At 61.3% G+C, this 13,661-nt stretch carries 16 protein-coding genes; 8 read left to right on the top strand and 8 right to left on the bottom strand.

All coding sequences use genetic code 11. From position 1 onward, the window contains the following. The first annotated feature begins 57 nt into the window (after nucleotides 1-57). The 6 genes from ACVC7O_RS02890 to ACVC7O_RS02865 all read left to right on the top strand — a co-directional run bounded on the left by ACVC7O_RS02890 (nucleotide 58) and on the right by ACVC7O_RS02865 (nucleotide 4,403). The gene (locus tag ACVC7O_RS02890; RefSeq protein ID WP_458324606.1) at nucleotides 58-666 is read left to right on the top strand and encodes an SH3 domain-containing protein; all 609 of its coding nucleotides are present in this window, start codon (nucleotides 58-60) and stop codon (nucleotides 664-666) included. A gap of 57 nt (nucleotides 667-723) precedes the next feature. After that, a complete protein-coding gene (locus ACVC7O_RS02885) occupies nucleotides 724-1,554 on the top strand; it encodes an SDR family NAD(P)-dependent oxidoreductase (protein ID WP_458324605.1) in 831 nt (276 codons plus the stop codon). Between the two features lie 80 nt (nucleotides 1,555-1,634). After that, complete coding sequence (locus ACVC7O_RS02880; protein ID WP_458324604.1) at nucleotides 1,635-1,838, top strand: twin transmembrane helix small protein; 204 nt, start codon at nucleotides 1,635-1,637, stop codon at nucleotides 1,836-1,838. 5 nt (nucleotides 1,839-1,843) lie between these two features. Beyond that, nucleotides 1,844-2,416, top strand: coding sequence for a cob(I)yrinic acid a,c-diamide adenosyltransferase (locus ACVC7O_RS02875; RefSeq protein WP_458324603.1), 573 nt, complete (start codon nucleotides 1,844-1,846; stop codon nucleotides 2,414-2,416). Between the two features lie 302 nt (nucleotides 2,417-2,718). Then, nucleotides 2,719-3,477 (top strand): electron transfer flavoprotein subunit beta/FixA family protein, encoded by a 759-nt coding sequence (locus tag ACVC7O_RS02870; RefSeq protein WP_458324602.1) that lies wholly within the window; start codon nucleotides 2,719-2,721, stop codon nucleotides 3,475-3,477. Further along, on the top strand, nucleotides 3,477-4,403 hold the full coding sequence (locus tag ACVC7O_RS02865) for an electron transfer flavoprotein subunit alpha/FixB family protein (protein ID WP_458324601.1): 927 nt from the start codon (nucleotides 3,477-3,479) through the stop codon (nucleotides 4,401-4,403). Before ACVC7O_RS02870 ends, ACVC7O_RS02865 begins: the two co-directional genes overlap by 1 nt. A 57-nt stretch (nucleotides 4,404-4,460) precedes the next feature. Here the strand turns inward: ACVC7O_RS02865 and ACVC7O_RS02860 are convergent, their stop codons facing one another. Continuing rightward, a complete protein-coding gene (locus ACVC7O_RS02860) occupies nucleotides 4,461-5,297 on the bottom strand; it encodes a DUF6473 family protein (RefSeq protein ID WP_458324600.1) in 837 nt (278 codons plus the stop codon). A gap of 157 nt (nucleotides 5,298-5,454) precedes the next feature. Here ACVC7O_RS02860 and ACVC7O_RS02855 point away from each other — a divergent pair, with 157 nt between their 5' ends. Further along, nucleotides 5,455-6,330 (top strand): 3-hydroxybutyryl-CoA dehydrogenase, encoded by an 876-nt coding sequence (locus tag ACVC7O_RS02855; protein WP_458324599.1) that lies wholly within the window; start codon nucleotides 5,455-5,457, stop codon nucleotides 6,328-6,330. Between the two features lie 4 nt (nucleotides 6,331-6,334). Here ACVC7O_RS02855 and ACVC7O_RS02850 read toward each other — a convergent pair whose 3' ends face one another. From ACVC7O_RS02850 to ACVC7O_RS02820, 7 genes are all read right to left on the bottom strand, one after another. Continuing rightward, on the bottom strand, nucleotides 6,335-7,189 hold the full coding sequence (locus ACVC7O_RS02850; RefSeq protein ID WP_458324598.1) for a lysophospholipid acyltransferase family protein: 855 nt from the start codon (nucleotides 7,187-7,189) through the stop codon (nucleotides 6,335-6,337). A 70-nt stretch (nucleotides 7,190-7,259) separates the two neighbouring features. Continuing rightward, nucleotides 7,260-7,529 (bottom strand): HPr family phosphocarrier protein, encoded by a 270-nt coding sequence (locus tag ACVC7O_RS02845; RefSeq protein WP_458324597.1) that lies wholly within the window; start codon nucleotides 7,527-7,529, stop codon nucleotides 7,260-7,262. Beyond that, nucleotides 7,526-7,939 carry a PTS sugar transporter subunit IIA gene (locus tag ACVC7O_RS02840; protein ID WP_458326023.1) on the bottom strand — a complete coding sequence of 138 codons (414 nt, stop codon included), beginning with the start codon at nucleotides 7,937-7,939 and terminating at the stop codon, nucleotides 7,526-7,528. The genes ACVC7O_RS02845 and ACVC7O_RS02840 overlap by 4 nt, the downstream gene beginning before the upstream one ends. Nucleotides 7,940-7,944: 5 nt before the next feature. After that, complete coding sequence (gene rapZ, locus ACVC7O_RS02835; RefSeq protein ID WP_458324596.1) at nucleotides 7,945-8,832, bottom strand: RNase adapter RapZ; 888 nt, start codon at nucleotides 8,830-8,832, stop codon at nucleotides 7,945-7,947. Continuing rightward, nucleotides 8,829-9,287, bottom strand: coding sequence for an HPr kinase/phosphorylase (locus ACVC7O_RS02830; protein ID WP_458324595.1), 459 nt, complete (start codon nucleotides 9,285-9,287; stop codon nucleotides 8,829-8,831). The genes rapZ and ACVC7O_RS02830 overlap by 4 nt, the downstream gene beginning before the upstream one ends. 3 nt (nucleotides 9,288-9,290) lie before the next feature. Further along, nucleotides 9,291-10,979, bottom strand: coding sequence for a sensor N-terminal transmembrane domain-containing protein (locus ACVC7O_RS02825; protein ID WP_458324594.1), 1,689 nt, complete (start codon nucleotides 10,977-10,979; stop codon nucleotides 9,291-9,293). A gap of 41 nt (nucleotides 10,980-11,020) precedes the next feature. Further along, nucleotides 11,021-11,722, bottom strand: a complete 702-nt coding sequence (locus tag ACVC7O_RS02820) for a response regulator transcription factor (RefSeq protein WP_458324593.1) — start codon at nucleotides 11,720-11,722, stop codon at nucleotides 11,021-11,023. A gap of 323 nt (nucleotides 11,723-12,045) precedes the next feature. On the opposite strand from ACVC7O_RS02820, the gene ACVC7O_RS02815 reads away from it, so the two are divergent. After that, a complete protein-coding gene (locus tag ACVC7O_RS02815) occupies nucleotides 12,046-13,644 on the top strand; it encodes a phosphoenolpyruvate carboxykinase (protein ID WP_458324592.1) in 1,599 nt (532 codons plus the stop codon). The last annotated feature ends 17 nt before the right edge of the window (nucleotides 13,645-13,661 follow it).

Raw genomic sequence — 13,661 nt, 5'->3', positions numbered from 1 at the left:
GACCCAAACGGGGCTGAAATGTGTTAGACTGTTGCCACGGGTAACGAGGGTATTGATATGAAACGATTCATCTTTTTGAGTTTTGCATTCCTGGGGCTCGGGTTTTACGAGCTCAGCGGCGGGGCGGATTTCGACCCGATTGCCGCGCGCAATGACGCCGTGCTGGCCCGGAGCGGCGTGGACCTGAGCACCGAGCCGTCCGGGGCCGAGACGGGAGAGACCGTGCAACTGGCCCAGAGCGCGCCGCTGCCGGAAGTGACGCAGGTCTCGCTAAACCTGACCTCGCTGGGTGATGTGCTGGAGCGGGACGACGCGCCCGTTGTCGAGCCCACACCCGCCATTGCCCCCACCGCCGAAGCCGCGTCGGTGACCCCGGTGACATTCACTGCGAATGACGATGTGGTCCTGCCGAGCCTGATCTTCCCCGGAAACACCAGCCGCGCATCCTCTGACGAGGTGGCCGACCCGCGCGATCTGCGCGCAATATCAGCGGATCGGGTGAACATGCGCGGCGGCCCGGGCACCGGTTTTGACGTGGTGACCCAGCTGGAACGGAACACGCAGGTCGAAGTCTTGCAGGATGACGGATCGGGCTGGGTCAAGCTGCGCCCCGTCGATGGCGGCCCCGAAGGCTGGATCGCCGATTTCCTGCTGACCAGCGGATAGGCTTGCGCGCTCTGCCCCGACTTGCCATTGCTGGTGCAGGCAGAGACGGGGCAAGCCATGGCGCAAAAATCGATCCTCATCACGGGGTGTTCCTCGGGTATCGGATATTGCGCGGCGGTCGGAATGCGTGCCCGGGGCTGGCGGGTCTTTGCAGCCTGCCGCAAGCGGGAAGACTGCGACCGGTTGAACGGCGAGGGGTTCGAGAGCCCGCTGATCGACTACACGGATGAGACAACCATCGAAGCGGGCTTGGCCGAGGTCCTTGAAGCCACGGGCGGCAGGCTGGACGCGCTCTTCAACAATGGCGCCCATGGTACGCCCGGGGCTGTCGAGGATTTGCCGACCGATGCCCTGCGCGCCATCTTCGAAGCGAATTTCTTTGGCTGGCACCACCTGACCCGCGCGGTCATTCCAGTGATGCGCGACCAAGGGCACGGGCGGATCATCCAGTGTTCGTCGGTTCTGGGGTTCATCACCTTGCCCTGGCGCGGCGCATACAACGCGACGAAATACGCGCTCGAGGGGCTGACCGACACCCTGCGCATCGAAATGCGCGACACGCCCGTGCACATCAGCCTGATCGAGCCCGGCCCGGTGACATCGAAGATACGCGAAAACGCGATCCCGCACTATGAGCGTTGGGTGGACTGGCAGAATTCGGCGCGGCGTACGCAGTATGAGACCGGGCTGAACAAACGGCTTTACGAGGACAACGGACCGGATCGGTTCGAACTGCCCGCCACTGCGGTGCTGGAAAAACTCATCCACGCCTGCGAGGCGCCGCGTCCGCAGGCCCGCTACTATGTGACCACGCCGACCTTCATCATGGGCGCGCTGCGCCGGATCCTGCCGACCCGGGCGCTCGACTGGGTGCTGTCGAAGAGCTGAGGCGGCCAGAGCCGGAAAACCGGTTCGCTTTTTCAACGCGGGCGCCTACATGTGCCGCTGACATAGAAAAGGAATATACCGTGGGTGACCCCTTATTCATCTTGATCGTCCTGGCCTGTCTCGCCGTCGTCGTTGTGCTGATGCTCGGCCTGGGCGGGTTCGCGGGGGGTGGCGAGTTCAACAAGAAGAACTCCAACAAGCTGATGCGCTACCGGATCGCGGCGCAGTTCATCGCTGTTCTCCTCATCGTCCTTTACGTGTTCCTGCGCCAGCAAGGGGGCTGAGCCAAATGGTTGTGCTGAACAAGATTTACACCAAGACCGGCGACGCCGGTGAAACCGCACTCGGCAACGGCGCGCGGGTGGCCAAACATGCGCTGCGGGTCACGGCCTATGGCACCTCGGACGAGTTGAATTCCTTTGTCGGCGTCGCACGGCTCGAGGCGGAGGGTGCTGTTGACGAAGCGCTGAGCCGCATCCAGAACGACCTCTTCGACCTGGGCGCCGATCTTTGCCGCCCGGATATGGAGCAGGATGCCGAGGCCGAATACCCGCCCTTGCGGATGGTTGATGAGCAGGTGTCCCGGCTTGAGAGCGAGATCGACGTGATGAATGCCGAGCTTGACCCGCTGCGCAGTTTCATCTTGCCCGGCGGCAGCGCGTTGGCCGCGCATCTGCACGTCTGCCGCACCGTCTCGCGCCGGGCCGAGCGGCTCTCGGTGGAACTGGCCACGATGGAAGCCATCAACCCCGCGGCGGTGAAATATCTCAATCGTTTGAGTGACTGGTTCTTTGTCGCCGCGCGCATGGCGAACAACAGCGGCAAGGACGACGTGCTCTGGGTTCCGGGCGCGAACCGCTGAAAGCGCCAGCGCGTCCATTGGACGCGTTGGCGACCGGAAGGGCGGAGCCAAGGCCTGGCATGGTGGGCGCGAACCGCTAAAGGCGGACCCGCCACTCGCGGCCTGACTTGCTGGCTATCGTATCGCGCGGCCTATCGGAAATTTTTGCTCTGATCGGTGAAAATCATCAAAAACGCGGCGTTCCTGCGCGCAGGCGTGACGATTTTACACTGTTTCATGCGTCCCAGCTTGGGTAAACCACCGCTCAGTGAACAAAAGGCTCACGGGGAGTGTGAGTCGCTTATCCAAGGAGAGAGACGCCAATGAAGGTTCTGGTACCTGTCAAACGCGTGATCGATTACAACGTGAAGGTGCGCGTGAAAGCGGACGGATCGGGTGTTGATCTCGCCAATGTGAAAATGTCGATGAACCCGTTTGACGAGATTTCCGTCGAACAGGCGATCCGTCTCAAGGAAGCCGGCCAGGCGGATGAAGTCGTGGTCGTGTCCATCGGCGTCAAGCAAAGCCAGGAAACGCTGCGCACAGCACTTGCGATGGGCGCCGACCGCGCCATCCTCGTCATCGCCGCAGATGATGTGCACCAGGACATCGAACCGCTGAGCGTTGCGAAGATCCTCAAGGCGATTGTCGATGAAGAGCAGCCGGGCCTTGTGCTCTGTGGCAAGCAAGCCATCGACAACGACATGAACGCGACGGGCCAGATGCTCGCAGCACTGATGGGCTGGAGCCAGGCGACCTTTGCCTCTGACGTGGCGATTGAGGGCGACAACGCTGTAGTGACCCGCGAAGTGGACGGCGGGCTGCAGACGATCAAGGTCTCGATGCCGACCGTGATCACAGTGGACTTGCGACTGAATGAGCCGCGCTATGCCTCGCTGCCGAACATCATGAAGGCCAAGAAAAAGCCGCTCGATGAGAAGACCGCGGCGGATTATGGCGTTGACGTCAGCCCGCGCCTGGAAATCGTGAAAACCGTTGAACCCGAAGCCCGCGCGGCCGGGATCAAGGTGGGCTCTGTCGAAGAGCTGGTGTCGAAACTTAAAGAAGCGGGGGCTGTGTAATGGCTGTTCTACTCCTTGCAGAAGTAACCGATGGCGAACTGTCGATGGACGCCACGTCGAAAGCGGTGACCGCCGCCAAGATGCTGGGCGATGTGACTGTTCTGGCCGCAGGTGGCTCGGCCGCTGCAGCCGGTGAAGCGGCGGCGAAGATCGACGGTGTCAGCAAAGTGTTGGTGGCGGAAGACGCGACCCTTGGCCATCGTCTCGCGGAATCGACTGCCGCGCTGATCGTGTCGCTGTCCGGTGACTACGAGCACATCGTGGCCCCTGCGACCACGGACGCCAAGAACGTGATGCCGCGCGTGGCCGCTCTGCTCGACGTGATGGTGATCTCGGATGCCTCCGGTGTTGTCGATGGCAGCACCTTCGAGCGTCCGATCTATGCGGGCAACGCGGTGCAGACCGTGAAATCGGCGGATGCCAAGAAGGTCGTGACCTTCCGGACATCGACCTTTGACGCGGCTGGCGAAGGCGGTTCGGCCCCGGTCGAGACCATTTCGGCGGCGGATAACCCGGGCCTGAGTGAGTGGGTCGAGGACAAGGTGGCCGAGAGCGACCGTCCGGAACTGACATCCGCGGGCGTTGTGGTTTCCGGGGGGCGTGGTGTGGGCTCCGAAGATGACTTCGCGCTGATCGAGAAGCTGGCCGACAAGCTGGGCGCTGCCGTTGGCGCCTCGCGCGCGGCGGTCGATTCCGGCTATGCGCCGAACGACTGGCAGGTTGGTCAGACCGGCAAGGTGGTGGCACCTGATCTCTACGTCGCAGTCGGCATTTCCGGCGCGATCCAGCACCTTGCGGGCATGAAGGACAGCAAGATCATCGTCGCGATCAACAAGGACGAGGAAGCACCGATCTTCCAGGTGGCGGACTACGGCCTTGTGGCGGACCTCTTCACCGCTGTGCCGGAGCTGATCGAGAAGCTCTGATCCCAGCGCTCCGTCGAGATGTTGTGAGGGCCGTGCCTTTCGGGGCGCGGCCCTTTGTCATGTGAGGTCTTGCAAGACCGGCCCAAGGGCCTGCGCCAATTCGCCGTGCGCCTTTGGTCCGAGCATCTCGGCTGCGGCCATCGCCTCGAGCTGGCTGAAGACCATGCCATCTGTGCCTGCCGCCATCGCCTCTGGCGTCGCGACCACCTCCGCGAAAGCGGCGGCATAAGGCACCAGATCGTTCAGCATCTCGCGCGTGACGAACAGGGGAGACCCCCCTTTGGCGGGGTCCACCGCATCCTCGGCCTCAGGCAAGGGCGCGTGATCGGCGAACCAGACAAGGACCACCTTGCCGGTGATCTTCTTCAGAAGCAGCTTCATCCGGGCCAGCCACGCGGTCTGAACCTCGTTGCGCACGGCTGCGAACCGTTCTTGCGAGACGTTGTAGAGACGGCTGAGCATATGTTTGTTGAAATGGAACTCCGCGAAATCCACCTCGGGATAGATCGAACTGAGCAGCGGAGAGGCTTTCACGAAGCGATCATTGCGGCGCGGGTGCACGGTGTAGAAGCGATTCGACAGGTTCTGTGCGCCGAAGATCTGCACCACCGTCACCTCGGCCTTGCAGCAGGCGTCTTTCAGGAAGGCATCGTTCAGCAGCACGTCAATGCCTGCATTCGCGATGCCGAAATTCAGGCAATTCACCCCGAGGCCGCTTTCGACAAGCGCCGGATACGGTGTTTTTATGAATTTTCCGTAGGTTGCGGTACCTCCGAGAAACGCCACATAAGGCGCATCGAGGCGCCGTTCCGGCCCGCGGAACAGCAATTTGGACCGGCCATACCGGCACGGCATATAGTCGAGAGCCCCCGCTCCCAGCACATCGTAGGACATAACACCCACCTTGTTTAACTCACCCAGATCGGAGTGTGCCTGCTGCGTCCTTAGATTCCCTTAAACCCTCATTTTGTTCCGTATTTTAAGCGACAGGTGGCCTTGCAGCCGGACCGTCCGGCACCCTAAGGTGCGTCAAATCGAAAAGGGGCAGCCGATGGACATCAAGGCAATCGGGATTGTGGGCGCGGGGCAGATGGGCAACGGGATCGCGCATGTGATGTCGCTGGCCGGGTATGACGTGCTGCTCAATGACATCAGCGAGGACGCGCTTGATGCGGCGATGGAGTTGATGTCGAAGAACATGGCGCGCCAGGTCAGTCGTGGGAAGATCACGGACGCCGATCAAGACGCCGCGCTGGCGCGCATCAAGACAACACAGACACTCACCGATCTCGGCCAGACCGATCTGATCATCGAAGCCGCAACGGAACGCGAAGCGGTCAAGCAGGCCATCTTCGAGGATCTCGTGCCGCATCTGCAGCCGCACACGATCCTGACGTCGAACACATCGTCGATCTCGATCACCCGGCTGGCGAGCCGCACCGACCGCCCCGAAAAGTTCATGGGCTTCCATTTCATGAACCCGGTGCCGGTGATGCAATTGGTCGAGCTGATCCGCGGGATCGCGACGGATGAGGCAACCTATGCCGCCTGCAAGGAGGTGGTCGACCGGCTTGGCAAGACCGCGGCCTCTGCCGAGGACTTCCCCGCCTTCATCGTGAACCGCATCCTGATGCCGATGATCAACGAGGCGGTCTATACGCTTTACGAAGGTGTGGGCAGCGTGCAATCCATCGACAGTTCGATGAAGCTGGGTGCGAACCACCCGATGGGGCCGCTTGAGCTCGCGGATTTCATTGGGCTCGACACTTGCCTGGCGATCATGAATGTGCTGCACGACGGGCTGGCAGACACCAAGTACCGGCCCTGCCCCTTGCTGACAAAATACGTCGAAGCCGGGTGGCTGGGGCGCAAGACGCAGCGCGGGTTTTACGACTATCGCGGCGAGACGCCAGTGCCCACGCGCTGAGCGCTTAGTCCTTCAGAGACAGGGTGTGGTCGCGCAGCCAGGCCATGAAGCCGCGCGGGTCATCATCCCATTTGCGCAAATCGTCCTGATCCAACGGATGGCCGACCACGGGCGCCTGGGACTTGTTCAGCGAATGCACGATCTCATGCAGCAAGAGGCCCTGCCGCAGGATCGGCGAGAGCTTGTTGGCGATCTGATAGGCGCGCGAGTTCTGACCGGGGAACCTGATCGGCACCACCGTCGCACCTGATCGGCGAATGAGCTTGGCGGTGAACACGTTCCATTCGCCCTCGATGGCTGGGCCAAAGAAGGTCTCAGACGCGGCCACACCGCCAGAGGGAAAGAGTGCCACGACACCGCCGTCCTTGAGATGCTGCATCGCCTTGGCACGCATCTCCACGCCCTTGCGCTGTGCATCGGGGTCATGCGGAAAAGGCACGGGGATCATGTAGGAGCCCGCGACCTCGTCGATCACGGTCAGCAGTGAGCGCGTGAGGATGCGGTAGTCCGGTCGCACGCGCCCGATCAGATCGGCAAAGATCATCCCGTCCACCATGCCGTGCGGATGGTTCGAGACGACGATGACCGGCCCGGTCTTGGGAATGCGCGCCAGTTGTTCTTCGGGCGTCAGAAGGTCGATGCCCATCACGTCAAGAGCTGCTCGCCAGAAGGCCTGCCCCTGCGGCGCCCCGCGCCGTTCGAACTTGCGCACCAGCCGCAGGATCGTGAGCTTGCCGGTCAGCGCCTCGATGATGCGGATGACGGTGGATTTCCACGGGTCTTCGAAGGTCGACGCGTAGGAGAGGCTGCTGCGGTCATATTTGGTGAAATTGACCGGCTCCGCGACACTCGTCGGCACGTCGATGTCTTGCGAGCTTTCTACCAAGACCTGTTATCCCGTTCTGCAGCTCTCTGACCGCATCGTTTCGCTATTGGCCTTCGCCGAACTTGTTGGCCACAAGGGCTGTCAGCGCCTCCGCAAGCGCATCCGCGTCGGGCCCAGAGGTCCGTATGTCAATAAAGCTTCCCTTGGACGCTGCCAACATCAAAAGTCCCATAATACTGTCGCCTGAGGCGGATTGGCCGTCTTTCAGAACCTCGGCGCTGGCGTCAAAGCCTTCCACAACCTCGACCAATTTGGCCGAGGCGCGCGCGTGCAGGCCCTTTTCATTCACGATTTTCAGTGTGCATTCAGTCATTGATCTTGTCGGGTATCCTGCTCGGGGCTCACGTTTTGGCTGTCGATGTACTTTTTTCCGGCCTCCAGCGCCAGCCGCACGGCATCCGGAACCGGCTTCTGACGGCTTTTCGCCAGTTTAATCAACATCGGCAGGTTTGCACCATAAAGGATGCGACGATTGCCGGGGCGGCAGGCCAGAAGGCTCAGGTTCGACGGGGATCCGCCATAGAGATCGGTGACCACAACAACCCCGCCGCCGGTGTCGACCTCGTCTGCGGCCTCACAGATTTCACGCTCCTTGGCGGCCCGGTCGTGGTCTGCATCGATCGAAATGGCCCGAATGCCCGGCTGGCGCCCCACCACATGTTCGACGGCCGCCAGATATTCCTTGGCCAGCCCACCATGGGCAACAATCACGATACCGATCACCGGGCTCAAGCCTCTTCTTTTTTGCGCAGGTCCAACTCGCGGTGTCTTATAGACACCTGCCAGCCTTCCTCCGCAAGGCGCAAAGCATGCCTTTCAGCCATCACAACAGAGCGATGTTTGCCACCCGTACACCCAAAGGCGATTGAGAGGTACGACTTTCCCTCATCGCGATAAGCGGGCAGCAGAAGCAGGCTGAGATCCAGCACCTGGCGTTCGAAATCGGAGAACCGCGGATCGGCGGTCACATGGGCCGCGACCTGCGCTTGCGTGCCGTTCAACTCCCGCAACTCGGGCTCCCAATAGGGGTTCGCCAGGAAGCGGCAATCAAAGACCATATCCACGCTTCGGGGCAGACCCCGCTTGTAGGAAAACGACTGGACCGAGACGGTCAGCCGCCGCTGACCGCCCGGCGCGAACCAGTGTTCCACCTCTGCGCGGAGCTGGTGCACGTTGAGATCGCTGGTGTCGATCAGCACATCGGCCCGCGACCGCAGCGGCCCGAGGATCTCCAACTCGCGGATGATCCCTTCCGACGGGCGGTCATCGGGTGCCAGCGGATGCCTGCGCCGCGTCTCGGAGAACCGCCGCAGCAAGACCTCGGTGCTGCAGTCGAGGTACAGAAGCTCCGGCGCCAGCCCCGAAACGCCCGTCAACCGTCCCAGAACGTCGATGATAGCATTGGTCGAGAAGTCCCGATTGCGGGGATCAATCCCAAGCGCCAACGGCCGGTCGGTCCCTGGACCCTCTATCAGGGATGGCAGCAGCCGCAGCGGCAGGTTGTCCACCGCCTCGAACCCCGCGTCCTCGAGCACGTTGAGCGCGCTGGAGCGTCCCGCGCCGGAGGGTCCGGTGACGAAGACAATCCTGCGCGCGGTTGGTTCGGGGTCGGTCATGACGGGTCTCTTCTGCCACCTTTCAGATATTGCAAAACAGCGGCAGGGAAACCGGCGCTGTCCACTTTGTGAAGACAAGGCAGTGCCACACCCACGATAACCCTGTCCCGGATGACGGGCAGACGGTCGTGTTCGAGCTGGTCCAAGTCGATCACGACGCACAGTTTCGCGCGGGGGATCGCCTCTGCCTGCAACAGGCCGATCCCGCGCGCTTCGATCAAGCCCGATATGGTGTCCGGCGCGCTTGCCCAGAGGCCGTTCGCGTCGCGTGTGATCTGGGTGCGATCATCGGAGACAAGCTGCGCACCAAAGGCCATGAGTTGCAGCGCCAACGTCGATTTCCCCTGCCCCGCGGCACCGACGATCAGCGCAGCGCGACTTTCGAACACAACCGTGGTCGCGTGCAACGTGATACCCTCGGCTGCCTGCGTGTGCTCTTGCTGACCGCGGTCCATCTCTCAGATGGGCAGGCCAACCACAAACCGCGCCCCAAGCGGATCGGAGGTGATATCCGCTTCCGTCGGTCGGATGTTCTCGGCCCAGATCACCCCGCCATGTGCTTCGACAATCTGTTTCGAGATCGCAAGCCCAAGCCCGGAATTGTTGCCGAAGTGCTCATCGGGCCGCTGCGAGTAGAAGCGCTTAAAGATCTTCGCCAGCGCCTGATCCGGAATGCCGGGCCCTGTGTCCTCGACCACGATCAGCACGCGATTTTCTTTCTTGCGCGCCCAGATGCGGATCGCGTCGCCATCTTCGCAAAAGGAAATCGCGTTGGTGATCAGGTTCACAAACACCTGGGCCAGGCGGGCCTCAAGCCCGTGCACGGTGATCGGGATATTCGGCAGATCGGTGATGAAATCAATGCCCTTGGCGTGCGCCTCTTCACCCAGATACTGGCTGAGATTGGTCAGGGTGGTGAGCACATCGAACGGCTCTTCTTCCTCTTTGACCAGCTCGCTGTCGAGCCGCGACGCGTTCGAGATATCGCTGACCAGACGGTCGAGCCGCCGGACGTCGTGGTCGATCACATCAAGCAGCTTTTCCCGTTGGTCGTCGCGCTTGACCATGCGCAGGGTGCCGACCGCGGAGCGCAGGGAAGCAAGGGGGTTCTTGATCTCATGCGCAACGTCGGCAGCAAACTGTTCATTGCCATCGATGCGGTTATAGAGCGCCGAGATCATACCGCGCAGCGCACCACTGAGCCGCCCGATCTCGTCAGGGCGTGCGGTCAAATCGGGGATGCGGATGCGACCAGAGTTCATCTTGCGGGCGTTCTTGTCGCGCCCGAGTTCCGCCGCAGCCGAAAGCTCCGCAAGCGGATTGGCGATGGTGGATGCCAGCACGAGGCTGAGACCAACGGAGACAAGAATAGCGATCACGAACATCTGCAGCACCCGTTCGTGACCGATACGCACGAGGTGATCGATTTCACCCGCCGCGGTCGCGACCGCCACGACGCCGATCGCCTCGCCATTCTGAACGATGGGCGTGATGACCGTGAAGAGCTTCCCGCCCACGATATCGAGCTCGTTCCGGATCTGCGTGCCTTCGGTCAGACCCGCACCGATCATCGGCTTGAGCTTCTCGCTGAGCGGCGTGGGGTCAACCGGCCTCGGTTCGGCGAAAGGTGCGGACACCGCGGACCAGAGCCAGTTCAACCCATCGGTCAGATAGGTTTTGTCACCAAATCCGCCTTCGGACTCCCTGGTTGGAAGTTGGCCGTCGACATTGGCGATGAGCACCTCGGCGCGATCATACACGAAAACCTCGACACCATTGCGCAGGTCGAGATCCGCAAGGGTGGCGGCCACGTCAATGCCATCGCCCGTTGCGAGGTTCACGGGCGCGCCTGCGGGCAGCTGCGCTTCGATCACATCGGCAATCAGCTCGGCCTCCGACAGCAAGGAGGCCGCGCGCTGCAGCGCGAGACTGTCGCGCGATGAATTGAGGTTGAGGATACCCGTCACCAGCACACAAAGCGCGATAACGTTAAACGTGACGATCTTTCGGGTAAGAGGAGAGCCGCGCAGGGACATTAGCCCGCGACGCTCTCGCGGGGCCCGCACTTCGTTTTCAGCCGTGCTGTCTGGCGCAACCCAGTCTTCGCCCAGAACGACGTCGCCGTCCCGAGAAGGAGGAGGGGTCATATCCCGCACAAAGGTCCTCTCGGCCAAGGCCATCTCTTCGGTTAATCTTCGTTATATCTGTATCCGATACCGTAGAGGGTCTCAATTGCCGAAAACTCTTCATCAGCGGTCCGCATCTTCTTGCGCAGCCGCTTGATGTGGCTGTCGATGGTGCGGTCATCGACATAGACTTGGTCGTCATAAGCCACGTCCATTAGCTGGTCGCGTGACTTGACGAAGCCGGGACGCTGCGCCAGCGCCTGCAGCAGAAGGAACTCGGTCACGGTCAGGGACACGTCCTTGCCCTTCCAGCTGACGGCGTGGCGCAGGGGATCCATGCGCAGATCGCCGCGTTCCATCACCTTGGTGTCTTCGGTGTCGGCAACAACGTCACCGGCAACCGCATCCTGCCGACGCAGCAGTGCGCGAATGCGCTCGACCAGCAGCCGCTGTGAGAAAGGCTTCTTGACGTAGTCGTCAGCGCCCATGCGCAACCCGAGCACCTCGTCGATCTCATCGTCTTTCGAGGTCAGGAAAATCACCGGCATCGCCGTCTTCTGGCGCAACCGCTGCAGCAGATCCATCCCATCCATGCGGGGCATCTTGATGTCCAGCACGGCCATATCCGGCAGCTTCTTGTTGAAGGCATCCAGTGCGGCTTGCCCGTCGTTGTAGGTTTCCACCTCGAAACCCTCGGCTTCCAGCGTCATGGACACCGACGTCAGGATATTCCTGTCGTCATCCACCAATGCAATTTTAGACATTACCCGTTTCCTTGTACTGCTCGTTTCTTTGATTTTTTGAGCCATTCACCATCTTTTAGCCCTCCGAATCAATGCTTAAGTGCGAATCAGCACAGTGCACCAAAACAATTGGGCCATAATTTGATTACGAATGACTAAATTGCCGCACATTACCGCCGCCTTTTGGCCACCATCTCTGCTCAAATCCGCACGCTCATAAGCCTTCAGGAACAAACTTCGAAATGGTGGCGCTAACTACGGGCGCGCGCCTGTTCAACAATAAAAACGTCATGTTATGAGGCGTCAGCGCCGACGCGCGAGGCGTTGAAACAGGAGTACGACGGATGACACATGGGCGGGTAAACCCGGACTTCACACTCGAGGATCAAGGGATCAAGGGCGTCGGCACCGTCTACTACAACCTGATCGAACCCGACCTGATCGAACAGGCGCTTGCGCGCGGTGAAGGACGCCTTGGCAAGGGTGGCGCTTTTCTCGTCTCGACGGGAAAATTCACCGGCCGTTCGCCCAAGGACAAGCATGTGGTCAAGACCGACAGCGTGGCCGACACAATCTGGTGGGAGAACAATGCGGCGATGTCCCCCGAGGGGTTCGATGCGCTGCACGGCGATATGCTCAAGCATATGGAAGGGCGGGATTATTTCGTTCAAGACCTGACCGGTGGGGCCGACCCGAAACATGCGATCAATGTGCGCATGGTGACAGAGCTGGCGTGGCACGGGCTCTTTATCCGGCACATGTTGCGCCGCCCGGATCGCGAAGACCTCGATGATTTCATCGCCGATTTCACGGTGATCAACTGCCCCAGCTTCCAGGCCGATCCGACGAAACACGATTGCCGGTCCGAAACCGTTATCGCAATGAATTTCGACAAGAAGCTGATCCTGATCGGCGGCACGGAATACGCCGGTGAGAACAAGAAATCGGTGTTCACCCTGCTGAACTACCTGTTGCCCGAAAAGGGCGTGATGCCGATGCACTGCTCGGCCAACCACGCCACCGGCAACCCGGTCGACACAGCCGTGTTCTTCGGCCTGTCGGGGACTGGCAAGACAACGCTGTCGGCCGACCCGGCGCGCACGCTGATCGGCGATGACGAACACGGCTGGTCCGACACCGGCACCTTCAATTTTGAGGGCGGCTGCTATGCCAAGACGATCAGCCTCAGCGCAGATGCCGAGCCCGAGATCTATGCCACGACCGAAAAATTCGGCACCGTGATCGAGAACATGATCTATGATGAGGAAACGCGGGAGCTCGATTTCGAGGACGACAGCCTGACGGCCAACATGCGCTGTGCCTACCCGCTGCATTACATCTCGAACGCCTCTGCCTCGGCGCGCGGGGGGCATCCGAAAAACATCATCATGCTGACCTGCGATGCGTTTGGCGTGTTGCCTCCGATCTCGCGGCTGACACCGGCCCAAGCGATGTATCACTTCCTCTCAGGCTTCACTTCGAAGGTCGCGGGCACCGAGCGCGGTGTGACAGAGCCGGAGCCGACGTTTTCGACCTGCTTTGGCGCGCCCTTCATGCCCCGGCGCCCGGAGGTCTATGGCAACCTGCTGCGGGAGAAGATCGCGACCCATGGCGCGACCTGTTGGCTTGTGAACACCGGTTGGACAGGCGGCGCCCACGGCACCGGCTCACGTATGCCGATCAAGGCGACGCGCGGACTGCTGACGGCTGCACTCGACGGCTCGCTGGCCGATGCGAGTTTCCGCAAGGACCCGAATTTCGGCTTCGACGTGCCGGTGGACGTGAAAGGCGTGCCGACCATCCTGCTCGACCCGCGCCGCACCTGGGATGATGCGGACGCTTACGACCGTCAGGCAGCGAAGCTGGTCAAGATGTTCTCGGACAACTTCGAACGATATCTGCCGTTCATCGACGACGACGTGAAAGCCGCCGCGATCAGCTGATCGGAGACAAGGTGTGC

Source organism: Roseobacter cerffii, assembly GCF_054226325.1.
Note: the sequence above shows the minus strand (reverse complement) of the source record. Positions and strands in the feature narration are given on the sequence as shown.

Coding starts and splice junctions, on each gene's coding strand:
- ACVC7O_RS02885 (WP_458324605.1), top strand. CDS start 724: ATGGCGCAAAAATCGATCCTCATCACGGGGTGTTCCTCGGGTATCGGA.
- ACVC7O_RS02815 (WP_458324592.1), top strand. CDS start 12,046: ATGACACATGGGCGGGTAAACCCGGACTTCACACTCGAGGATCAAGGG.
- ACVC7O_RS02860 (WP_458324600.1), bottom strand. CDS start 5,297: ATGTCCTACGATGTGCTGGGAGCGGGGGCTCTCGACTATATGCCGTGC.
- ACVC7O_RS02825 (WP_458324594.1), bottom strand. CDS start 10,979: ATGACCCCTCCTCCTTCTCGGGACGGCGACGTCGTTCTGGGCGAAGAC.
- ACVC7O_RS02845 (WP_458324597.1), bottom strand. CDS start 7,529: ATGACTGAATGCACACTGAAAATCGTGAATGAAAAGGGCCTGCACGCG.
- ACVC7O_RS02820 (WP_458324593.1), bottom strand. CDS start 11,722: ATGTCTAAAATTGCATTGGTGGATGACGACAGGAATATCCTGACGTCG.
- rapZ (WP_458324596.1), bottom strand. CDS start 8,832: ATGACCGACCCCGAACCAACCGCGCGCAGGATTGTCTTCGTCACCGGA.
- ACVC7O_RS02865 (WP_458324601.1), top strand. CDS start 3,477: ATGGCTGTTCTACTCCTTGCAGAAGTAACCGATGGCGAACTGTCGATG.
- ACVC7O_RS02830 (WP_458324595.1), bottom strand. CDS start 9,287: ATGGACCGCGGTCAGCAAGAGCACACGCAGGCAGCCGAGGGTATCACG.
- ACVC7O_RS02870 (WP_458324602.1), top strand. CDS start 2,719: ATGAAGGTTCTGGTACCTGTCAAACGCGTGATCGATTACAACGTGAAG.
- ACVC7O_RS02890 (WP_458324606.1), top strand. CDS start 58: ATGAAACGATTCATCTTTTTGAGTTTTGCATTCCTGGGGCTCGGGTTT.
- ACVC7O_RS02875 (WP_458324603.1), top strand. CDS start 1,844: ATGGTTGTGCTGAACAAGATTTACACCAAGACCGGCGACGCCGGTGAA.
- ACVC7O_RS02855 (WP_458324599.1), top strand. CDS start 5,455: ATGGACATCAAGGCAATCGGGATTGTGGGCGCGGGGCAGATGGGCAAC.